The following is a 21,707-nucleotide window of genomic DNA, read 5'->3' as shown; positions in this document are numbered from 1 at the left end:
CGCCGGCCGCTCAGTCCTCGACCAGGTCGGTCGGGTCGTCGTGGCCACCGTGGCCACCGTGGCCGCTGGTGCCGTCGCTTCCGCCGCCGTCGCTCCCGCTGCGGCCCCCGTAGTCGTCGGTCGGTTGGTCGGTCGGCTGGTCGGACGGCTGGTCGGACGGCTGGTCGGACGGCTGGTCGGAGGGGTCGCCGCTGCCGCCGCCTCCGTGGCCGCCGCCGTCGTCATCGCTGCCGGATCGGTCATCGCCGCCGTGGTCGTCGTCCCGCGGCTCCCGGGTGGCGTGGGTGGCGTGCCCCGAGCCGGGGACGCCGACCGGTGCGGTGTGCTTGGCGCGGTGCGTGGCCGGGTTGTCGGTGCGGGCGGGCGTCGCAGGCCGGTCCTCGGACGCCGGCTCGTCCGGCGTGGTCTGCGGCGTGGCCGGATCGGTGGGCGTGATCGTCGCCGGTGGCGCCGGGTCGGGGTCGCGGTCGCCGCCGAGCCCGCCGAGGACGACGGCCCCGCCAGCGAGCAGGGCCACGGCCGCGGCTGCGCCCAGGGCCGCCGTCCACGGGTGCGCGATCACGCCTGGCGACGCCGACGGCGAGGTCGCCGTCGACGTCCGCGCGGCCGCCGCCAGCTCCGCCATGAACTCCGGGTCGGCCGGCGTCACGGGGACCGGGAGACTCAGCTCCGGTGGCGGGGTGGGCATCGGGTGGGTCAGTCCTCGGAGTCGTGCGAGCCGCTGTCGTCGCTGCCGCTGTCGCCGCCGTGACCGCCCTCGTCGGTGCTGTCGTGGCCGCTGTCGTCGCTACGGTCGTCGCCGCTGCCGCGGCCGCCACGGTGGTGGTGCTCGCCATTGTCGTCGGTGGCGTGGTGGGCGCGGTCACCGCCCCGGTCGTCGCCCTGGTCGTCGCCCTGGTCGTCGCCCTGGTCGTCGCCCTGGTCGTCGCCGTGGTCGTCGCCCTGGTCGTCGGACTCGGCGTGATGCGTCGCCGGCGCGCTCGGGTGGTCGTCGCCCTGGTGGTGGGTCTCGGGCGCCTCGGGCGTCTCGGTCTCGGGGGCCTCGGGCGTCTCCGGGGTCTCGGTCTCGTCGGTCTCCGGGGCGTCGGGGGTCTCGGTGCCGTCGTCGGAGACGCTCTGGTCGTGGCCCGGGCCCGGCTCGTCGCTCGAGGCCGCACCGACGGCGTACGCGCCGCCCAGGGTGCCGAGAACGATCGCCGAGGCCGCAGCCGCCGCGCGGAACGGGGTGAGCTTGCGCATGGGGGGATCCTTCCTGTGGGCGACCCGATGCCGCCGTCGTTCTGCTCTTGCCGCGAGCGGCGGCGGTTGTTACGCGGCGGCCGAAGATTTTCTCCGGTGGCCCCCGCCTCGTTAAGATCGGAGGCTGTGCCCGCATGCTGAGGCGTGCGCGACCACGATTGACATCTGCATCTGACTTCTGGACCGAAAAGGCTGGCGCATGGCAACGACGAACGACCTCAAGAACGGCATGGTGCTCAACCTGGAGGGCCAGCTCTGGCAGGTGGTCGAGTTCCAGCACGTGAAGCCGGGCAAGGGTCCTGCGTTCGTCCGCACCAAGCTCAAGCACGTCGAGTCGGGCAAGAACGTCGACAAGACCTTCAACGCCGGCACCAAGGTCGAGACCGCCACGGTCGACCGCCGCTCGTTCCAGTACCTCTACAACGACGGCACCAACTTCGTCTTCATGGACGTGCAGGACTACGACCAGATCGAGGTCGACCCCGCGATCGTCGGCACCGCCGCCGGCTTCCTCCTGGAGAACCAGGAGGTCATCGTGGCCACCAACGAGGGCCGCGTCCTCTTCATCGAGATGCCCGCCTCGGTCGAGCTCGTGGTGTCCTACACCGAGCCCGGCGTCGTCGGCGACTCCGCCACCGGCCGCACCAAGCCGGCCACGCTCGAGACGGGCGCCGAGATCCAGGTCCCGCTGTTCATCGAGCAGGGCGAGAAGATCAAGGTCGACACCCGCGAGGGTGGCTCCTACCTGAGCCGTGTGAAGGGCTGATGGGAGCCCGGACCAAGGCACGCAAGCGCGCCCTCGACGTCCTCTACGCCGCCGACCTGCGCGGCGAGTCGGGCGTCGAGGCGCTCGAGCGGGTCATCCGCGAGGGCGAGCCGCTGAGCAACCCCTACACCGCGGTCCTCGTGCGTGGCGTCTCCGAGCGCCAGGCGCGCATCGACGAGGTGCTCGAGGAGTTCTCCACCGACTGGAGCCTGACCCGGATGCCGGCGGTCGACCGCAACGTCCTGCGGATGGGCGTGTGGGAGCTGCTCTGGGCCGACGACGTCCCCGACACGGTCGCGGTCACCGAGGCGATGACCCTCGTCCGCGAGCTGTCGACCGACGAGTCGCCGGCGTTCGTCAACGGCGTGCTCGGCGCGATCCAGCGCAAGAAGGCCTCGCTCGTCTGAGCCGTCGTACCGGACGTATCGGTCGCGAAACGCCCCGTTCCGCGACCGAATCGTCCGCTACGACGCTGGCCTCGCCCGCGGTCGCGTGCCAGGGTGGGCGACATGCCGGACTCCTCTGAGGTCGATGTCGTCGTCATCGGGCTCGGGCCGGGCGGCGAGTACGCCGCCTCCGCCCTCGCCCGCGCCGGACTCTCCGTGGTCGGGGTCGACCAGCGGCTCGTCGGGGGCGAGTGCCCCTACTTCGGCTGCATCCCGTCGAAGATGATGATCCGCGCCGCCGACGCGCTCGGCGAGGCGCGCCGGGTGCCGGCGCTCGCGGGCGACAGCGACGTCCGCCCCGACTGGACGCCGGTCGCCGACCGGATCCGCGACGAGGCAACCGACGACTGGGACGACAAGGTCGCCGTCGACCGGCTCGAGCAGGCCGGCGCGCGCTTCGTCCGCGGCACCGGCCGGCTCGCCGGACCGGGGCGGGTGGTCGTCACGACCGACTCCGGCGACGAGACCTTCACGCTACGGCGGGGCGTGGTCCTCAACACCGGCACCGAGCCCGCCGTCCCGCCGATCGACGGCCTGGCCGGCACGCCGTACTGGACCAACCGGGACGCCGTCCAGGTGCGGGAGCTGCCGCGCAGCCTCGCCGTCCTCGGCGGCGGCGCGATCGGCTGCGAGCTGGCCCAGGCGTTCGCCCGCTTCGGCGTCGAGGTGAAGGTCATCGAGGCCTTCGACCGGATCCTCGGCCCCGAGGAGCCCGAGGCGAGCGAGGTGGTCCGGGCGTCGATGGAGGCCGACGGCATCACCTTCCGCACCGGGGTCGGGGTCACCGCCGTCGCCTACGAGAGCGGCTTCAGCGTCGGCCTCGCCGACGGGACGTCGGTCGGTGCCGAGGCGCTGCTGGTGGCGGCCGGACGGCGTACCAACCTCGGCGACATCGGCCTCGACACCGTGGGCCTCGACCCGTCGGCCCGGGTGATCGCGGTCAACAAGCGGATGCGGGTCAAGGGCGTCGACGGCGTCTGGGCGATCGGTGACATCACCGGCAAGGGCGCGTTCACCCACATGTCGATGTACCAGGCCAAGATCGCGGTCCGCGACCTCACCGGCGACGGCAAGCCGAAGGCCGACTATCGCGCGGTCGCCCACGCGACCTTCACCGACCCCGAGGTCGGCGCGGTCGGCATGACCGAGCAGCAGGCCCGCGACGCCGGACTGCGCGTCGGCGTCGGGCTGGCGCCGCTGCCGGCGTCGTCGCGCGGGTGGATCCACAAGGTCGGCAACGAGGGCCTGATCAAGGTCGTCGCCGACCTCGACCGCAAGGTGCTCGTCGGGGCCACCGCGGTCGGGCCGTCGGGCGGCGAGCTCATCGGGATGCTGGTCACGGCCGTGCACGCGGAGGTGCCGATCACGACGCTGCGCGGCATGCACTTCGCCTACCCGACCTTCCACCGGACCATCGAGACCGCGCTCGACGAGATCACCGAGAGGTGAATCGACGTCGGCTCCCTGGGTACCTCTGGGCGGACACCGGACCGTCCGAACGAGGAGGCGAGCATGGGACTCGACGACAAGGCGAAGCACAAGGCCGAGGAGCTCAAGGGGAAGGCCAAGGAGGCGACCGGCAAGGTCACCGACGACGAGGACCTCGAGGCCGAGGGCAAGGTCGACAAGGCCAAGGGTGACGTGAAGCAGGCCGGTGACAAGGTCAAGGACGCCTTCGACTGATCCCGACCGAGCACCGCCCGCGCAGGCCCCGCCGACGAGAGTGGCGGGGCCTTCGCACGTGCGGAAAAGACCGGCCCCGGTTCACGCGGAGCGGCCGGGACGCGGTAAAGTCGCGGCCAACAACATCCTTTAACGAGCCGTCCCGTGAGGCGGAGAAGGAGGTTCCGACAGTCTTGCCTGCACAGCAGACTCCGGAGACGCCCACGAGCACCGGGCGCGTCGTTCTCGACGCCGGTGACATCAGCCGGGCGCTGATCCGCATCTCCCACGAGATCCTCGAGCGCAACAAGGGCGCCGAGGATCTCTTGCTGCTCGGCCTGCACACGCGCGGCGTCCCGCTCGCGCGCCGGCTCGCGGCCCACATCGCCGAGGTCGAGGGGACGACGGTCGCCACCGGCGAGCTCGACGTCACCATGTACCGCGACGACCTGCGCTCGCACCCCACCCGCGCCCCCCACCGCACCCAGGTGCCGGCCGGGGGCATCGACGGCAAGACCGTCGTCCTGGTCGACGACGTGCTCTACTCCGGCCGCACCATCCGGGCCGCGCTCGACGCGCTGTCCGACCTCGGCCGACCTGCCGTCGTCCGGCTGGCGGTGCTCGTCGACCGGGGCCACCGCGAGCTCCCGATCCGCGCCGACCACGTCGGCAAGAACCTTCCGACCGCCCGCAGCGAGCGCGTCAGCCTGCGGCTGGTCGAGACCGACGGCGAGGACGAGGTGCGCATCCAGTGAACCGCCACCTGCTCAGCATCGACGACCTGAGCGCCAGCGACATCGAGCAGATCTTCACCACCGCGGCGGAGATGCACGACGTCCAGAAGCGCCAGGTGAAGAAGCTGCCCGCCCTGCGCGGCCGCACCGTCATCAACCTCTTCTTCGAGGACTCCACCCGCACCCGCTCGAGCTTCGAGATCGCCGGCAAGTGGCTCTCCGCCGACGTGATCAACCTGTCCGCCAAGGGCAGCAGCGCGAGCAAGGGCGAGTCCCTGCGCGACACCGTCCTCACCGTCACCGCGATGGGCATCGACGGCCTCGTCGTGCGCCACATGGCGAGCGGCGCGGCCGAGCAGATCAGCCGCTGGATCGACGTCCCGGTGATCAACGCCGGCGACGGCACCCACGAGCACCCGACCCAGGCGCTGCTCGACGGCTACACGCTCACTCGCAAGCTCGGCAGCCTCGAGGGCAAGCACGTCGCGATCGTCGGCGACCTGACCCACAGCCGGGTGTTCCGCAGCAACGTCAAGTGCCTGACCAAGCTCGGCGCGACGGTCACCGCGGTGGCGCCGCCGACCCTGATGCCCGCGGGCGTGGGGGACTGGTCGAAGGCGGCCGGCTTCTCTGTCTCATACGACCTCGACGAGGTGCTGACGGGGTCGCAGGGGGCCGACGCGGTGATGATGCTGCGTGTCCAGCGCGAGCGGATGAGCGGCGGCTTCTTCCCGACCGCCCGCGAGTACACCGTCGGCTACGGCCTCACCCGCGACCGGCTCGCCGTCCTCAAGCCCGGCACGCCGATCCTCCACCCCGGCCCGATGAATCGCGGCCTGGAGATCTCCGCGGACGCCGCCGACGCGATCGACTCGGTCGTCCTCGACCAGGTCTCCGCCGGCGTCGCGGTCCGCATGTCCGTCCTCTACCACCTGCTCGCCGGCGAGCCTGAGTCCAATGGAAGGGCAACCGCATGAGCATCCTGATCCAGGGCGCCACCCTGCCCGACGGTACGACGGGCGACGTCCTCGTCGACGGCGGCGTGATCACCGAGCTCGGCTCGGTCACGACCACCGCCGACCGGACCATCGACGCCGCCGGCCTGCGCCTGCTGCCCGGCCTGGTCGACCTGCACACCCACCTGCGCGAGCCGGGCCGCGAGGACGCCGAGACCGTCCTCACCGGCTCCCGTGCCGCGGCGGTGGGCGGCTACACCGCCGTCCTCGCGATGGCCAACACCAGTCCGGTCACCGACACCGCCGAGGCGGCCGAGCGGGTCCTCGACCTGGGTCGCGCCGCGGGCCTGGTCGACGTCCAGCCGGTCGGCGCGGTCACCAAGGGACTCGGGGGCGAGGAGCTCGCCGAGCTCGGCCTGATGGCCCGCTCGCGCGCCAAGGTCCGCGTGTTCTCCGACGACGGCAAGTGCGTCCACGACCCGCGGGTGATGCGGCGCGCGCTGGAGTACGTCAAGGCCTTCGGCGGCGTGGTCAGCCAGCACAGCCAGGACCCGGCGCTCGCCGGCCCGACAGCCTGCTGCCACGAGGGCGAGCTCTCCGGCCGGCTCGGCCTTCCCGGCTGGCCCGGCGTCGCGGAGGAGGTCATCGTCGCCCGCGACGTGATGCTCGCCCGCCACACCGGCAGCCGCGTCCACGTCGCGCACGTCTCGACCGCCGGCAGCGTCGAGGTGGTCCGCTGGGCGAAGGCGCAGGGCATCAACGTCACCGCCGAGGTCACGCCCCACCACCTGCTGCTCACGACCGACCTGCTCACCGGCTACGACCCGACGTTCAAGGTCAACCCGCCGCTGCGCCCCGACGAGGACGTCCGCGTGCTGCGCGAGGCCCTCGCCGACGGCACCATCGACGCGGTCGCCACCGACCATGCCCCGCACGCCCGTCACGACAAGGAGCACGCCTTCGTCGACGCGGCCTTCGGCATGCTCGGCCTCGAGACGGCGCTGCCGGTCATCACCACGGTGATGGTCGAGAACGGCCTGCTCGACTGGGCCGGCGTGGCCCGCGTGATGAGCGCCAACCCGGCCCGCATCGCCGGCCTCGACGACGTCCACGGCCGCCCGATCGCGGTCGGCGAGCCGGCCAACCTGACCCTGGTCGACCCGTCCGCGCAGGTCGTGATCGACCGCGACGCCAGCGTCTCGCTGAGCCGCAACAACCCCTGGCACGACCGCAAGCTCACCGGTCGGGTGGTCGCCACGCTGCTGCGCGGCACCCCGACCGTCCTGGAAGGAGCGCTCGCATGAGCACCCCGGCACTGCTCGTCCTCGAGGACGGCCGCGCATTCCGCGGCGAGGCCTACGGCGCCGAAGGCGAGACCTTCGGCGAGGCGGTCTTCAACACCGGCATGACCGGCTACCAGGAGACCCTGACCGACCCGTCCTACCACCGCCAGGTCGTCGTGATGACGGCGCCGCACATCGGCAACACCGGCGTCAACGACGAGGACCCCGAGTCCCGGCGGATCTGGGTCGCCGGCTACGTCGTCCGCGAGCCCGCCCGGGTCCCCAGCAACTGGCGCTCGCGTCGCTCGCTCGACGACGAGCTCAAGGCGCAGGGCGTGGTCGGCATCTCCGGCATCGACACCCGCGCGCTCACCCGCCACCTGCGCGAGCGCGGTGCCATGCGGGTCGGCATCTCCACGGTCGAGACCGACCCGGCCCGGCTGCTCGAGAAGGTCAAGGGCTCGGCCGAGATGACCGGCGCCAACCTGTCCGAGGCCGTCTCCACCGCCGAGGCGTACGTCGTGCCGGCGCAGGGCGAGAAGCGGTTCACCGTCGCCGCCCTCGACCTCGGCATCAAGGACATGACCCCGCAGCGGATGAGCGAGCGCGGCATCGAGGTCCACGTGCTGCCCGCCACCGCGAGCATCGACGACGTCCTCGCAGTCGAGCCGGACGGCCTGTTCTTCTCCAACGGCCCCGGCGACCCGGCCGCGACGACCGGCCAGGTCGAGCTGCTCCGGCAGGCGCTCGAGCGCGACCTGCCCTACTTCGGCATCTGCTTCGGCAACCAGCTCTTCGGGCGCGCGCTCGGCTTCGGCACCTACAAGCTGAAGTACGGCCACCGCGGCATCAACCAGCCGGTGATGGACCTGACCACCCGCAAGGTCGAGGTCACCGCCCACAACCACGGGTTCGCCGTCGACGCGCCGCGCGACACCCCCACCGAGACGCCGTACGGCGTCGCGACGGTCAGCCACGTCTGCCTCAACGACGACGTGGTCGAGGGCCTCGAGCTGCGCACCCCCGAGGGCGCGCTCAAGTCCTTCTCCGTCCAGTACCACCCCGAGGCCGCCGCCGGCCCGCACGACGCGGCGTACCTCTTCGACCGGTTCACGACCCTGCTGGAGGAGAACGCCTGATGCCGAAGCGTGAAGACATCAAGTCCGTCCTCGTCATCGGCTCCGGACCGATCGTCATCGGCCAGGCCTGCGAGTTCGACTACTCCGGCACCCAGGCGTGCCGCGTGCTCAAGGAGGAGGGCCTGCGGGTCATCCTCGTCAACTCCAACCCGGCCACGATCATGACCGACCCGGAGTTCGCCGACGCCACCTACGTCGAGCCGATCACCCCCGAGTTCGTCGAGAAGGTCATCGCCAAGGAGCGCCCCGACGCGGTACTGCCGACGCTGGGCGGCCAGACCGCGCTCAACACGGCGATCGCGCTGCACGAGAACGGCGTCCTGGAGAAGTACTCCGTCGAGATGATCGGCGCCAGCTTCGAGGCGATCCACCGCGGCGAGAACCGCGAGCTGTTCAACGCGATCGTGCACAAGGTCGGCGGCGAGGTCGCCCGCTCCTTCGTGTGCCACACGATGGACGAGGTCGCCCAGGCGGCCGGCGAGCTGGGCTTCCCGATCGTCGTCCGGCCGTCCTTCACGATGGGCGGCCTGGGCTCGGGCATCGCCTACGACGAGGCCGACATGCACCGGATCGCCGGCGCCGGCCTCTCGGCGTCCCCGACGACCGAGGTCCTCATCGAGGAGTCGATCATCGGCTGGAAGGAGTACGAGCTGGAGGTGATGCGCGACAAGGCCGACAACGTCGTCATCATCTGCTCGATTGAGAACTTCGACCCGATGGGCGTCCACACCGGCGACTCGATCACGGTCGCGCCGGCGATGACCCTCACCGACCGCGAGTACCAGCACCTGCGCGACCTCGCCATCGGCATCATCCGCGAGGTCGGCGTCGACACCGGCGGCTGCAACATCCAGTACGCCGTCAACCCCGCCGACGGCCGGGTCATCGTCATCGAGATGAACCCGCGCGTGTCGCGCTCCTCGGCGCTCGCGTCGAAGGCCACCGGCTTCCCGATCGCCAAGATCGCGGCCAAGGTCGCCGTCGGCTACACGCTCGACGAGATCCCCAACGACATCACGCAGGAGACTCCGGCCTCCTTCGAGCCGACGCTCGACTACGTCGTGGTGAAGGTGCCGCGGTTCGCCTTCGAGAAGTTCCCGACCGCCGACCCGACACTGACCACCCACATGAAGTCCGTGGGCGAGGCGATGTCGATCGGACGCAGCTTCAGCGAGTCGCTCAACAAGGCGCTGCGCTCGCTCGAGAACAAGAGCGCGCCCTTCGACTGGGCCGCGCCGCTCGGTGACAAGGCCGCGCTGCTCGAGTCGATCAAGGTCCCGCACGACGGCCGGATCCAGGAGGTCATGCAGGCGATCCGCGCCGGCGCGACCCAGGACGAGATCCACGCCGCCACGCGGATCGACCCGTGGTTCGTCGACCAGCTGTTCCTCATCGACGAGATCGCCCAGCAGGTCGCCGCCGCCGACAACCTCGGCGCCGACGTGCTCCGGCTGGCCAAGCGGCACGGCCTGTCCGACCTGCAGATCGCCGGCATCCGCGGTCTCTCCGAGGCCGAGGTGCGCGCCGCCCGCCACGCGACCGGCGTCCGCCCGGTCTACAAGACGGTCGACACCTGCGCGGCCGAGTTCGCCGCGTCGACGCCCTACTACTACTCCTCCTACGACGAGGAGACCGAGGTCCAGCCGCGCGCCGAGGGCAAGGAGGCCGTGATCATCCTCGGCTCCGGGCCCAACCGGATCGGCCAGGGCATCGAGTTCGACTACTCGTGCGTGCACGCCAGCCTGGCGCTGGCCGAGGCGGGCTACGAGACGATCATGGTCAACTGCAACCCCGAGACGGTGTCGACCGACTACGACACCTCCGACCGGCTCTACTTCGAGCCGCTCACGCTCGAGGACGTGCTGGAGATCTACGAGGCCGAGAAGGCCGCCGGCCCGATCGCCGGCGTCATCGCGACGCTCGGCGGGCAGACGCCCCTCGGCCTCGCGCAGGGCCTGCAGGACGCCGGCGTCCCGATCGTCGGCACCAGCCCCGAGGCGATCGACCTCGCCGAGGAGCGCGGCGCCTTCGGGCGGGTGCTCGCCGACGCCGGCCTGGTCGCGCCGAAGCACGGCACCGCCGTCTCCTACGACGAGGCGCAGGCGATCGCGCACAGCATCGGCTACCCGGTGCTCGTGCGGCCGTCGTACGTCCTCGGTGGGCGCGGCATGCAGATCGTCTACAGCGACGCCGCCCTCGAGGCCTACATCGACGCCGCGACCGAGATCAGCCCCGACCGCCCGGTGCTCGTCGACCGGTTCGTCGACGACGCGGTCGAGATCGACGTCGACGCGCTCTACGACGGCACCGAGCTCTTCCTCGGCGGCGTGATGGAGCACATCGAGGAGGCCGGCATCCACTCCGGCGACTCCTCGTGCGCGCTGCCGCCGATCACCCTCGGCAACGCCGAGATCGACCGGATCCGCGAGGCCACCGAGGCGATCGCCAAGGGCGTCGGCGTGCGCGGCCTGATCAACATCCAGTTCGCGCTGGGCGCCGACGTGCTCTACGTGATCGAGGCCAACCCGCGCGCCTCCCGCACGGTGCCCTTCGTCTCCAAGGCCACCGGCACCCAGCTGGCCAAGGCCGCGGCGCGGCTGATGCTCGGCGAGCCGATCGCCGAGCTGCGCGCCAACGGCGTCCTGCCGGCCGAGGGCGACGGCGGCACGCTGCCCGCCGACTCGCCGATCGCGGTCAAGGAGGCGGTGCTGCCGTTCAACCGGTTCCGCACCAAGGACGGCCAGTTCGTCGACACGGTGCTCGGCCCGGAGATGAAGTCGACCGGCGAGGTGATGGGCTTCGACGCCGACTTCGGTACCGCGTTCAGCAAGTCGCAGGCGGCCGCCTACGGCCCGCTGCCGACGTCCGGCAAGGTGTTCATCTCGATCGCCGACCGCGACAAGCGCACCATGGTGTTCCCGGCGCGGGTGCTGGCCGACTACGGCTTCGAGATCCTCGCCACCCAGGGCACGGCCGAGGTGCTGCGCCGCAACGGCATCCAGGCGACCGTCGTCCGCAAGCACTTCGAGGGCCCCGGCCCCGACGGCGAGCCGACGGTCGTGCAGATGATCCTCGACGGCGAGATCGCGCTGATCGTCAACACGCCCCACGGCGCCACCGGCGGCGGCGACTCCCGCGTCGACGGCTACGAGATCCGCTCGTCGGCGGTGCTCACCGGCACGCCGTGCATCACCACGGTGCAGGGCCTCGCGGCCGCGGTGCAGGGCATCGCGGCGGTGCGCGCCGGCTCGATCGGCGTCCGGTCGCTGCAGGAGTGGAACGCGGCCGCCGAGGCGGCTCGGTGAGTCTCTACGACAAGGTCTTCCAGCACCTCCTGGTCAAGATGGACGCCGAGCAGGCGCACCACCTGACCTATGACGCGCTCCGTGCCGGCGGACCGGTGCTCTCGCGGGCGCCGATCCCCGGCGGACGGCCGATCCGGGCGATGGGCCTGACCTTCCCCAACCGGCTCGGCCTCGCGCCCGGCTTCGACAAGAACGCCCAGGTCTACGACCGGATGGGCGCCTTCGGCTTCGGCCACGTCGAGATCGGCACGGTCACCGCGCTGGCCCAGCCCGGCAACCCCAAGCCGCGGCTGTTCCGGCTGCCCGACGACCGGGCGATCGTCAACCGGATGGGCTTCAACAACGACGGCTCGGCCGTCGTCGCGGCCCGGCTCGCGCGCCGCAAGAAGCGCGAGGGCGGGCTGGTCCTCGGCGTCAACATCGGCAAGTCGAAGGTCGTCCCCGACGACGACCAGGCCGCGGTCGAGGCCGACTACGAGACGTCGACGCGCCGGCTCGCGCCCCACGCCGACTATCTCGTCGTCAACGTCAGCTCGCCCAACACGCCCGGGCTGCGCAACCTCCAGGCCGTCGAGAAGCTCGCTCCGCTGCTGGCCCACGTCCGCCGTACCGCCGACGAGGTGACGGTCGCGCCGCTGCCGCTGCTGGTCAAGATCGCGCCCGACCTGTCCGACGACGACGTCCTCGCCGTGGCCGACATGGCGCTCGACCTCGGCCTCGCCGGCGTCATCGCGACCAACACCACGATCTCCCGCGAGGGCCTGCGCACGCCGGCCGCGAAGGTCGAGGCGATCGGCGCGGGCGGCCTGTCCGGCGCGCCGCTGACCGAGCGCTCCACCGAGGTGCTGCGCCTGCTCCGCGGCCGGGTCGGCAACCAGCTGACGCTGATCGGCGTCGGCGGGATCAGCACGCCCGAGGAGGCCGCGGCGCGGATCGAGGCCGGCGCCGATCTGGTGCAGGCCTACAGCGCGCTCATCTACGGTGGCCCGATGTGGCCACGTCAGATCCTCAAGGCGCTGTGAGATGAGCTTCGGCGACTACCAGCTGGAGCTCTACCTCGGCGCGCTCGGCGGCGTCCTGCCCGCCCACCCCTTCGACCACGCCGAGCTCGAGGCGCGGGCGCTCGCCGCGCTGCCGCCCGAGCTGCGCACGTACGTCGCCGGGGGAGCGGGCGACGAGACGACGCAGCGCGCCAATGTCGCCGCCTTCGAGCGCTACGCCGTCGTCCCGCGGATGCTGCGGGCCTCCGCCGAGCGCGACCTGTCGGTCGAGCTCTTCGGCCGGACCCTCGCCAGCCCGCTGATGCTCGCGCCGGTCGGCGTGATCGGGATCTGCACGCCCGACCAGCACGGCGACGTCCACGCGGCCGAGGTGGCGGCCGCGACCGGGGTGCCGTTCATCGGCTCGACCCTGATGAGCGACCCGCTCGAGGACGTCGCGAAGGCGGCCGGCGACGCGCCGAAGTGGTTCCAGCTCTACACGCCGAAGAACCGCGACCTCGCCGCCAGCTTCGTACGGCGTGCCGAGGCGGCCGGCTACGAGGCGATCGTGGTCACCCTCGACACGTGGGTGCCGGGCTGGCGCCCACGCGACCTGGCGTCCGGCAACTTCCCGCAGCTGCGCGGCAAGGCGCTCGCCAACTACACCTCCGACCCGGTCTTCCAGGAGATGACCGGGCCGAGCCCCGACCCCGGCACGGTCGTGATGACGTGGGCCGGCACCTTCGGCCACCCGGTGACGTGGGACGACCTGCCGTGGCTGCGCTCGCTCACCGACCTGCCGATCGTGCTCAAGGGCATCTGCCACCCCGACGACGCCAAGCGCGCTCTCGACGAGGGCGCCGACGGCATCTACTGCTCCAACCACGGCGGCCGCCAGGCCAACGGCGGGGGAGCGGCGCTCGACTGGCTGCCCGACGTGGTGGCCGCCGTCGACGGCCGGGCACCCGTCGTCTTCGACTCGGGGGTGCGCACCGGCGCCGACGTGATCAAGGCGGTCGCCCTGGGCGCCGACGCGGTCGCGATCGGCCGCCCCTACGCCTACGCGCTCGCACTCGGCGGCGTCCCCGGCGCCGTCCACCAGGTCCGCGCCTTGCAGGCCGAGGCCGACCTGATCATGGCGGTCGACGGCTACCCGACCCTGGCCGACCTCGGCCCCGACGCCCTGCGGAGACTCCCATGACCTTCGGATCCCGGCTCGTCGCCGCCATCGCCGACCGCGGCCCCTTCTGCGTCGGCATCGACCCGCACGCGGCGCTGCTCCAGGCCTGGGGCTACGGCGACGACCTCACCGGCCTCGAGCGGTTCGCGCTCGGCGCGGTAGAGGCGGTCGCGCCCCACTGCAGCGTGATCAAGCCGCAGGCGGCCTTCTACGAGCGCTTCGGCAGCAAGGGCGTGGCGGTCCTCGAGCGGGTCATCGCCGAGGCCCGCGCGGCCGGCGCGCTGGTGCTGCTCGACATCAAGCGCGGCGACATCGGCTCCACCTCGCAGGCCTACGCCGACGCCTACCTCGACCCCGCGTCCCCGCTCGCCAGCGACGCGGTCACCGTCACGCCCTACCTCGGCTTCGGCTCGCTGCAGCCCTTCGTCGACACCGCCCTGAAGCACGACGCCGGCCTGTTCGTCCTCGCCGCGACCTCCAACCCCGAGGGCCCCGAGGTCCAGCAGGCCGTCGTCGAGGGCGGCCGCACGGTCTCCGCGACCGTGCTCGACCACCTCGCCCGGCTCAACGCCGGTGCCGACCCGCTCGGCTCCTTCGGCGCCGTCGTCGGCGCGACGCTCGCCGACGACCGGGGACTCGACTTCGGCTTCAACGGGCCGATCCTCGCGCCCGGCTACGGCGAGCAGGGCGGCACGACCGACGACATCCGCCGGATCTTCGGCGCGGGCGCGCGCAACGTGATCCCCACGTCCTCGCGCGGGGTGCTGCGCCTCGGGCCCGACGCGGGCGCGATGCAGGCCGCCGTACGGCGGGCCAACGACGAGCTGCGCGAGCTGCTCGGGTGAGCCGCCGGACCCTGCTGGTCGGCGCTGCGGTCGCGGTCGTGGCGCTGGCGGTCGGGTTCCTGGTGCTCCGCACGACACGCGACGACGACCCGTTCGCGTCGTACTGCGACGAGGTGGTCGCCCAGCGCGACAAGCTCGGCGCGGCGCTCTCGGCGGGCGCCGAGACCGGCCTGATCCGTGCGCTGCCCAGCTTCCAGGCGCTGGAGCGCAAGTCGCCCGACGACATTCGCCAGGACTGGCGGCTCGTCGTGGCCCGGATCTCTGACCTCGAGGACGCGCTCGCCGCAGCGGGCGTCGACGCGGCGTCCTACGACCGCGCGCGGCCGCCGGCGGGCCTGTCCGCGGCGAAGAAGGACGCGATCGACGCGGCCGCGGCCCGGCTCGGGTCGCAGGAGACCAACACCGCGCTGCGCCGGGTCGACCAGCAGGCGCGCGATGTCTGCAAGACGCCGCTCAGCCTCTAGGGCGGCGGGTAGCGTGCCGGCATGAGGACCATCGTCCATCTCGTGGAGGATTGGAGCGACGGCCGCGTGCCGGAGGCACTCCGGCTGCCGAGCAGGCTGGGCGTCCGCGGTCGGATCGCGACCGCCGCCGCGCTGCTCGTGGCGCTGCTCGTCGGCGTCGTGGCCGTGGTCGAGCTCTGGGCCGGCGAGACCCCCGGCCGGTGGTTCGACGTCCTGTTCACCGTGGTCATCGCCGGCCTCGTGTCTGCTCCCTGGCTCGGGCTGGTGGGCTCGATCCGCGGGGCGCAGGAGGACCGGGCGGCCCAGGCCCGCTGGCAGGCGACGCGTGCGGCCGCGCGCCCGGCCCGGGCGGTCGTCGTACGGCGGCACGTGAACCTGAGCGAGGACGGCACGGTCAGCACCGTCGCCCTCGTCGTCAGCCTGCCCGACGGCGCCCAGGTCGAGGGGGAGTGGCGGCCGGCGAACTCCCGCCAGGTCCTGCTGCAGACCCAGGTGCCCGGCCTCGGCTCGACCGTGCGCGTCTGGCGCGCACCCGGGGCCGCCCCGGATGCCGAGGAGGTGGCCGTGATCGAGGCCCTCGACGCCGCCGTCGTCGGACCTGCGCCACCCGCATTGCCGCAGCCGCGCGGGACTGGCTAGATTGGCCGACGGTGCCTGCCTTCCGACGGCGCCGACCCTGACCGAAGGACTCCTCACCCGATGGCTCTGCCTCCCCTGACCCCCGAACAGCGCCAGGCCGCCCTCGAGAAGGCAGCGGCCGCTCGCCGTGAGCGGGCCGAGGTGAAGAACCGGCTCAAGAACTCGGGCGCCTCGATCTCCGAGGTGCTGCAGCAGGGCCAGGTCAACGAGGTCATCGGCAAGATGAAGGTCCTCGACCTGATCCAGTCCGTCCCGGGCCTCGGCAAGGTGCGCGCGCGTCAGGTCATGGAGCGGCTCGGCATCGCCGAGTCCCGCCGGGTCCGCGGACTCGGCGCCAAGCAGGTCGCCGCCCTGGAGCGCGAGTTCTCGGGTGAGTAGCAAGCTGTTCGTCCTTGCCGGGCCCACCGCGGTCGGCAAGGGCACGGTCGCCGCTGCCATCCGCGCCGACCATCCCGAAATCTACCTGTCGGTCTCCGCCACCACGCGCGCGCCGCGTCCGGGCGAGGTCGACGGCGTCCACTACCACTTCGTCGACGACGCCGAGTTCGACCGGCTCGTCGCCGAGGGCCAGATGCTCGAGTGGGCCGTCGTCCACGGCGTCCACCGCTACGGCACGCCGCGGGGCCCCGTCGACGCGGCGCTCGCCGACGGCCGCCCGGCCCTGCTCGAGATCGACCTGCAGGGCGCGCGGCAGGTCCGCGAGAACGCGCCGGACGCCGTCTTCGTCTTCCTCAAGCCGCCGTCGTGGGACGAGCTGGTCCGCCGACTGGTCGGTCGCGGCACCGAGAGCGAGGAGGAGCGCGAGCGCCGGCTCGCGACCGCTCGCGAGGAGCTGGCAGCCGAGGCCGAGTTCGACGTGACCATCGTCAACCGCGAAGTTCATGCCGCCGTGGCTGAGTTGGTAGGCTTAATGGTTGATTCCGTCCACGATCAGTGAGGACCTCTGTGTCTGCCCCGAACATCGCCGCCGAGGGTGTCACCAACCCTCCCATCGACGACCTGCTGTCCAAGACCGACAGCAAGTACAAGCTGGTCCTCTACAGCGCCAAGCGTGCGCGGCAGATCAACGCCTACTACTCCCAGCTCGGTGAGGGCCTGCTCGAGTACGTCGGTCCGCTCGTCGAGACCCACGTGCAGGAGAAGCCCCTGTCGATCGCGCTGCGCGAGATCAATCAGGACCTGCTGACCTGCGAGGACATCGACCCCGCCGAGCTCGCCGCCGAGCAGGCCGCCGCCGCTGCGGTCGCCGCGGCGCCCGTCGCCGACGTCGAGTGATCTGACGGCCATGTCCCGGCCCCGCGTGGTGCTCGGTGTCTCCGGCGGTATCGCGGCCTACAAGGCCTGCGAGCTGCTCCGCCGGTTCACCGAGTCCGGCCACGACGTGAGCGTCGTCCCGACGGCCGCGGCGCTGGAGTTCGTCGGTGCGCCCACCTGGGCGGCGCTGTCGGGCAAGCCGGTCTCCGCCGAGGTCTGGGACGGCGTCCACGAGGTCCCGCACGTCCGGCTCGGCCAGACGGCGGACCTGGTGGTCGTCGCTCCGGCGACCGCCGACCTCGTCGCCAAGGCCGCGCACGGCCTGGCCGACGACCTGCTCACCAACACGCTGCTCACCGCGCGCTGCCCGGTCGTGCTGGCCCCGGCCATGCACACCGAGATGTGGGAGCACCCGGCCACGGCCGCCAACGTCGCGACCCTCCGCTCCCGCGGGGTGATCGTGATCGAGCCCGCCGAGGGCCGGCTCACCGGAGCCGACACCGGCAAGGGCCGGCTGCCCGACCCCGAGGAGATCTTTGAGGTCGCGCGCGACATCCTCGCCCGCGCGCAGTCGGCCGGCGCGGCCGGCGTCCAGGATCTCGCCGGGCGGCGCGTCGTCGTCTCCGCCGGCGGCACCCGTGAGCGCCTCGACCCGGTCCGCTTCCTCGGCAACCGGTCCTCGGGCCGGCAGGGCTACGCCCTGGCCCGGGCCGCCGCGGCCCGCGGCGCCGAGGTCACCCTGATCGCGGCCAATGTCACGCTGCCCGACCCTGCCGGGGTCAAGGTGGTGCGTGTCGAGTCGACGGCCGAGCTCCGCGACGCCGTCCTGTCGGCCGCGGCCACCGCCGATGCGGTGGTGATGTCGGCCGCGCCGGCCGACTTCCGGCCGGTGTCGACCTCGGAGACGAAGATCAAGAAGGCCGACGACGGATCGGCTCCTTCGATCACGCTGCAACAGAATCCCGACATCCTCAAGGAGATCTCGACCCACCGGGCCCGCCCGGAGGCCGTGATCGTCGGGTTCGCCGCCGAGACCGGAGACGCGACCGGCAGCGTGCTCGACCTGGCGCGGGCCAAGCTGGCCCGCAAGGGCTGTGACCTGCTCGTCGTCAACGACGTGAGCGGCGGCGCGGTCTTCGGCAGCACCGACAACGAGGCGGTGATCCTCGGCGCCGACGGCTCGGCCCTCGAGGTGCCCCACGGCTCGAAGTCGGCGCTCGCCCACCACATCTGGGACCAGGTCGTCACGCGCCTGGCAACCACTTCTACGTCGTGAGACGAGTGACCATGACTCCCGGCCGTTCGTATCGTTGGAACGGCACCACATCAGTCACACCGCTATCGACCATGTCGGCACGGGGGTCCCGACACGGCCTACCACCCCAGGAGTTCCCACCATCATGACCGGACGTCTGTTCACGTCGGAGTCGGTGACCGAGGGTCACCCGGACAAGATCGCTGACCAGATCAGCGACACCGTGCTCGACTACCTGCTCGAGCACGACCCGAAGAGCCGGGTCGCGGTCGAGACGCTGCTCACCACGGGTCTCGTCGTCGTCGCGGGCGAGGTGACCACCGAGGCCTACGCGCCGGTGGCCCAGCTCGTGCGCGAGAAGATCCTCGAGATCGGCTACGACTCGTCCGACAAGGGCTTCGACGGCAACTCCTGCGGCGTGCAGGTGGCCATCGGCGCGCAGTCGGCCGACATCGCCCAGGGCGTCGACGACGCCTTCGAGGAGCGCGTCGACGGCTCCGGCGACGAGCTCGACAGGCAGGGCGCCGGCGACCAGGGCCTCATGTTCGGCTACGCGTGCGACGACACGCCCGAGCTGTTCCCGCTGCCGATCAAGATCGCGCAGACGCTCGCCGAGAAGCTCACCGCGGTGCGCAAGGACGGGACGCTGCCCTACCTGCGCCCCGACGGCAAGACCCAGGTCACCATCGAGTACGACGAGGACGACCGCCCGCTGCGCATCGACACCGTCGTGCTGTCGACCCAGCACTCCGAGGACATCGACCAGGAGACGCTGGCCAAGGACATCACGGTCAACGTGATCGAGCCGGTCCTCGAGCAGTTCGCCTCGTCGGTGCCGTCCGAGGGCCACCAGCTCTTCATCAACCCCACCGGTCGCTTCGTCGTCGGTGGCCCGATGGGCGACGCCGGCCTGACCGGCCGCAAGATCATCGTCGACACCTACGGCGGCATGGCCCGCCACGGCGGCGGCGCCTTCTCCGGCAAGGACCCGTCCAAGGTCGACCGCTCGGCTGCCTACGCGATGCGCTGGGTCGCCAAGAACATCGTCGCCGCGGGCCTGGCCCGTCGCGCCGAGGTCCAGGTCGCCTACGCGATCGGCGTGGCCAAGCCGGTCGGTGTCTTCGTCGAGACCTTCGGCACCGGCGTCGTCCCGGACGAGAAGATCCAGGAGGCCGTGCTCCAGGTGTTCGACCTGCGCCCGGCGGCCATCCTGCGCGACCTCGACCTGCGTCGCCCGATCTACGCCAAGACGGCCGCCTACGGTCACTTCGGCCGCGAGCTGCCCGAGTTCACCTGGGAGAAGACCGACCGCGCCGAGGCCCTCAAGGCTGCTGCCGGAATCTGAGCCCGAACGCACGTCACACGCCCGTCGTCCCCTGGGGACGGCGGGCGTGTTCCGTCGGGGGCCACTGATAAAACTGCCGACATGACGCCCACGCCCGACGAGCCGGCCCTCGAGCTGCCCGGCCTCGTGCGCGACCGCGTCAAGGAGGGTCGCGCCAAGGCCGCGGCCACCCGCGCGCGCAAGGCGGCCGGTGCGGCGATCGCGGAGATCGACCCGGTCGCCCGGGTAGTGCTCGACCTGCCGCTGGCCCACCTCGACCGCACCTTCGACTACGCCGTCCCGGTCGCCATGGCCGAGGGCGCCCGAGCCGGCACGCGGGTCAAGGCCCGCTTCGCCGGCCAGGAGGTCGACGGCTATGTCGTCGAGCGGGCCGCTGCCTCCGACCACGACGGCACGCTGATGCCGCTGCGCCGGCTGGTCAGTCCCGAGCCGGTGCTCAGCCCGGCGGTCGCCGAGCTCTGCCGCCGGGTGGCCGAGCGCTACGCCGGCGTCAGCGCCGACGTACGACGCCTCGCGGTGCCGCCGCGCCACGCCACCACCGAGCGCGAGCCCACGCCCCCCGCGCCGCCGTTGCGCTACGACCCGGCCGCGGCCGACCGCGCGTGGGCGCCCTATCCGGCGGCCGCGCCCTTCCTCGCCCACCTGCGCAACGAGCACCCGCCACGGGCGGTCTGGGGCGCCGGCCCGGGCGACGACTGGCCGACGCTGTTGGCCCACCTCGCCGCGTCCGCGCTCGCCGCCGGGCGGGGCACGATCATCTGCCTGCCCGACCACCGCGACGTCGCCCGGCTCGACGCGGCGCTCCTCGACCTGCTCGGCCCCGACCAGCACGTCGCCCTCCAGGCCGACCGACCGTCCGGCCTGAGCGAGTCTCCGGCGCAGCGGGGGCCGCACGCCGCCGAGCTGAGCGGCCCCGCCAAGCGCTATCGCGAGTTCCTCGCGGTCAGCCGCGGCGAGCGCCGCATCGTCATCGGCACCCGGTCGGCCGCCTTCGCGCCGGTCCACGACCTCGGCCTGGTCGCGATCTGGGACGACGGCGACGAGCTCCACGCCGAGCCGCGCGCGCCCTACCCCCATGCCCGCGAGGTGCTGCTGCTGCGCGCCGAGCTCGAGGGCACGGCCGCGCTGATCGGCAGCTTCAGCCGCACCGTCGAGGCCCACCAGCTGCTCCACACCGGCTGGGCCCACGAGATCGCGCTGCCGCGCACCGGCCTGCGCGAGCGCGCACTGATCGCGATCAGTGGCGCGTCCGAGACGGCGCTTGCCCGCGACCCCAACGCCCCCGGCGCCCGGGTCCCGCGCGAGGCCCACGACGCGCTGCGGTGGGGGCTCGAGCGCGGGCCGGTTCTGGTCCAGGTCCCGCGTGCGGGCTATGTGCTCAGGCTGGCCTGTGAGCGCTGCCGCACACCGGCCCGCTGCCGCGCCTGCGCCGGCCCGCTCGAGCTGACCGGCCCCACCACGCCGCCGCGCTGCCGGTGGTGCGCCACCGAGGCGCTCGACTGGGCCTGTGCCGAGTGCGGCGCCAAGGGCCTGCGCGCGCCCGTCGTCGGCGACGCCCGCACCGCCGACGAGCTCGGCCGCAGCTTTCCGAAGGTCCCAGTCGTGTCGTCGTCGGGCGACCAGATCCGCGCCCGCGTCGGGCCCGAGCCGCGCATCGTGGTCGCGACCCCGGGGGCCGAGCCGGTCGCCGCCAACGGCTTCGCGGTCGTCGTCCTGCTCGACACCTGGTGGGCGCTGGGCCGCGACAGCATGCGCGCCCCCGAGGAGGCGCTGCGCCGCTGGGCCAACGCCGTCGGCCTGCTCGGCCCGGGCGGGCGGGCGCTGGCCGTCGGCGACCCCGGCATCCCTGCGCTGCAGGCCCTCGTCCGCTGGGACCCCGAGGGCTTCGCCGCCCGCGAGGCCGACGACCGGCGCGAGGCGAGGCTCCCGCCCGCCGCGCGGATCGCCACCATCACCGGCAGCCCCGGCGCGCTCGACGACGTCCTCACCCTGCTCGCGCTGCCCGACGCCGCCGAGGTGCTGGGGCCGGTGCCGACGCGCGACGACGAGGCCGAGCGGGTCGTCGTCCGGGTGCCGCGGGCGATGGGCGCCGAGCTGGCCCGGGCGCTGGGGGAGGTGCAGCGGCTGCGAGCTGCGCGCAAGCTCGAGGCGGTCCGCATCCAGGTCGACCCGCCCGAGATCTGACCTGCGCCCCGTGGCCTCCTAGGATTGCGCA

General features: G+C 72.7%; 22 protein-coding genes. 20 read left to right on the top strand and 2 right to left on the bottom strand.

Features of this window, described 5'->3' with window-relative positions:
• Positions 1-10: 10 nt before the first annotated feature.
• Together AB4880_RS24745 and AB4880_RS24740 are read right to left on the bottom strand one after the other, a co-directional pair.
• Complete coding sequence (locus AB4880_RS24745; protein ID WP_367921892.1) at positions 11-688, bottom strand: PT domain-containing protein; 678 nt, start codon at positions 686-688, stop codon at positions 11-13.
• Between the two features lie 8 nt (positions 689-696).
• Positions 697-1,239: a hypothetical protein gene (locus tag AB4880_RS24740; RefSeq protein ID WP_367921891.1), complete on the bottom strand. Its 543-nt coding sequence runs from the start codon at positions 1,237-1,239 to the stop codon at positions 697-699.
• A 199-nt stretch (positions 1,240-1,438) separates the two neighbouring features.
• Here AB4880_RS24740 and efp point away from each other — a divergent pair, with 199 nt between their 5' ends.
• The 20 genes from efp (at position 1,439) to AB4880_RS24640 (ending at position 21,676) form a co-directional block, all read left to right on the top strand.
• Positions 1,439-2,005, top strand: coding sequence for an elongation factor P (gene efp / locus AB4880_RS24735; protein ID WP_367921890.1), 567 nt, complete (start codon positions 1,439-1,441; stop codon positions 2,003-2,005).
• On the top strand, positions 2,005-2,412 hold the full coding sequence (gene nusB / locus AB4880_RS24730; RefSeq protein WP_367921889.1) for a transcription antitermination factor NusB: 408 nt from the start codon (positions 2,005-2,007) through the stop codon (positions 2,410-2,412). The genes efp and nusB overlap by 1 nt, the downstream gene beginning before the upstream one ends.
• Before the next feature lie 102 nt (positions 2,413-2,514).
• A complete protein-coding gene (locus AB4880_RS24725; RefSeq protein WP_367921888.1) occupies positions 2,515-3,900 on the top strand; it encodes a dihydrolipoyl dehydrogenase family protein in 1,386 nt (461 codons plus the stop codon).
• A 63-nt stretch (positions 3,901-3,963) separates the two neighbouring features.
• On the top strand, positions 3,964-4,134 hold the full coding sequence (locus tag AB4880_RS24720) for a CsbD family protein (RefSeq protein WP_367921887.1): 171 nt from the start codon (positions 3,964-3,966) through the stop codon (positions 4,132-4,134).
• Between the two features lie 173 nt (positions 4,135-4,307).
• Positions 4,308-4,868 (top strand): bifunctional pyr operon transcriptional regulator/uracil phosphoribosyltransferase PyrR, encoded by a 561-nt coding sequence (gene pyrR, locus AB4880_RS24715; RefSeq protein WP_367921886.1) that lies wholly within the window; start codon positions 4,308-4,310, stop codon positions 4,866-4,868.
• Positions 4,865-5,824 carry an aspartate carbamoyltransferase catalytic subunit gene (locus AB4880_RS24710; protein ID WP_367921885.1) on the top strand — a complete coding sequence of 320 codons (960 nt, stop codon included), beginning with the start codon at positions 4,865-4,867 and terminating at the stop codon, positions 5,822-5,824. Before pyrR ends, AB4880_RS24710 begins: the two co-directional genes overlap by 4 nt.
• Positions 5,821-7,107, top strand: coding sequence for a dihydroorotase (locus tag AB4880_RS24705; RefSeq protein ID WP_367921884.1), 1,287 nt, complete (start codon positions 5,821-5,823; stop codon positions 7,105-7,107). The genes AB4880_RS24710 and AB4880_RS24705 overlap by 4 nt, the downstream gene beginning before the upstream one ends.
• A complete protein-coding gene (carA, locus tag AB4880_RS24700; RefSeq protein WP_367921883.1) occupies positions 7,104-8,225 on the top strand; it encodes a glutamine-hydrolyzing carbamoyl-phosphate synthase small subunit in 1,122 nt (373 codons plus the stop codon). Before AB4880_RS24705 ends, carA begins: the two co-directional genes overlap by 4 nt.
• Positions 8,225-11,530 carry a carbamoyl-phosphate synthase large subunit gene (gene carB, locus AB4880_RS24695; RefSeq protein WP_367921882.1) on the top strand — a complete coding sequence of 1,102 codons (3,306 nt, stop codon included), beginning with the start codon at positions 8,225-8,227 and terminating at the stop codon, positions 11,528-11,530. The genes carA and carB overlap by 1 nt, the downstream gene beginning before the upstream one ends.
• A complete protein-coding gene (locus tag AB4880_RS24690) occupies positions 11,527-12,552 on the top strand; it encodes a quinone-dependent dihydroorotate dehydrogenase (protein ID WP_367921881.1) in 1,026 nt (341 codons plus the stop codon). The genes carB and AB4880_RS24690 overlap by 4 nt, the downstream gene beginning before the upstream one ends.
• 1 nt (position 12,553) lies before the next feature.
• Complete coding sequence (locus tag AB4880_RS24685) at positions 12,554-13,711, top strand: alpha-hydroxy-acid oxidizing protein (protein ID WP_367921880.1); 1,158 nt, start codon at positions 12,554-12,556, stop codon at positions 13,709-13,711.
• Positions 13,708-14,535: an orotidine-5'-phosphate decarboxylase gene (pyrF, locus tag AB4880_RS24680; protein WP_367921879.1), complete on the top strand. Its 828-nt coding sequence runs from the start codon at positions 13,708-13,710 to the stop codon at positions 14,533-14,535. The genes AB4880_RS24685 and pyrF overlap by 4 nt, the downstream gene beginning before the upstream one ends.
• The gene (locus AB4880_RS24675; protein WP_367921878.1) at positions 14,532-14,999 is read left to right on the top strand and encodes a hypothetical protein; all 468 of its coding nucleotides are present in this window, start codon (positions 14,532-14,534) and stop codon (positions 14,997-14,999) included. The genes pyrF and AB4880_RS24675 overlap by 4 nt, the downstream gene beginning before the upstream one ends.
• A 21-nt stretch (positions 15,000-15,020) precedes the next feature.
• Positions 15,021-15,638 (top strand): hypothetical protein, encoded by a 618-nt coding sequence (locus tag AB4880_RS24670; RefSeq protein ID WP_367921877.1) that lies wholly within the window; start codon positions 15,021-15,023, stop codon positions 15,636-15,638.
• A gap of 60 nt (positions 15,639-15,698) precedes the next feature.
• Positions 15,699-16,016 carry an integration host factor, actinobacterial type gene (mihF, locus tag AB4880_RS24665; protein WP_367921876.1) on the top strand — a complete coding sequence of 106 codons (318 nt, stop codon included), beginning with the start codon at positions 15,699-15,701 and terminating at the stop codon, positions 16,014-16,016.
• Positions 16,009-16,575, top strand: a complete 567-nt coding sequence (gene gmk / locus AB4880_RS24660) for a guanylate kinase (RefSeq protein ID WP_367921875.1) — start codon at positions 16,009-16,011, stop codon at positions 16,573-16,575. The genes mihF and gmk overlap by 8 nt, the downstream gene beginning before the upstream one ends.
• A gap of 8 nt (positions 16,576-16,583) precedes the next feature.
• Positions 16,584-16,913 carry a DNA-directed RNA polymerase subunit omega gene (rpoZ, locus tag AB4880_RS24655; protein WP_367921874.1) on the top strand — a complete coding sequence of 110 codons (330 nt, stop codon included), beginning with the start codon at positions 16,584-16,586 and terminating at the stop codon, positions 16,911-16,913.
• A gap of 10 nt (positions 16,914-16,923) precedes the next feature.
• Positions 16,924-18,168, top strand: a complete 1,245-nt coding sequence (gene coaBC / locus AB4880_RS24650; protein WP_367921873.1) for a bifunctional phosphopantothenoylcysteine decarboxylase/phosphopantothenate--cysteine ligase CoaBC — start codon at positions 16,924-16,926, stop codon at positions 18,166-18,168.
• 124 nt (positions 18,169-18,292) lie between these two features.
• Positions 18,293-19,492 (top strand): methionine adenosyltransferase, encoded by a 1,200-nt coding sequence (metK, locus tag AB4880_RS24645; RefSeq protein ID WP_367921872.1) that lies wholly within the window; start codon positions 18,293-18,295, stop codon positions 19,490-19,492.
• 81 nt (positions 19,493-19,573) lie between these two features.
• Complete coding sequence (locus tag AB4880_RS24640; protein ID WP_367921871.1) at positions 19,574-21,676, top strand: primosomal protein N'; 2,103 nt, start codon at positions 19,574-19,576, stop codon at positions 21,674-21,676.
• Positions 21,677-21,707: the final 31 nt, after the last annotated feature.

Origin of the sequence: Nocardioides ginsengisoli, assembly GCF_039537225.1 — a bacterium.
GTDB classification, from domain to species: domain Bacteria; phylum Actinomycetota; class Actinomycetes; order Propionibacteriales; family Nocardioidaceae; genus Nocardioides; species Nocardioides ginsengisoli.
This window is presented reverse-complemented; position numbering and strand designations above follow the sequence as displayed.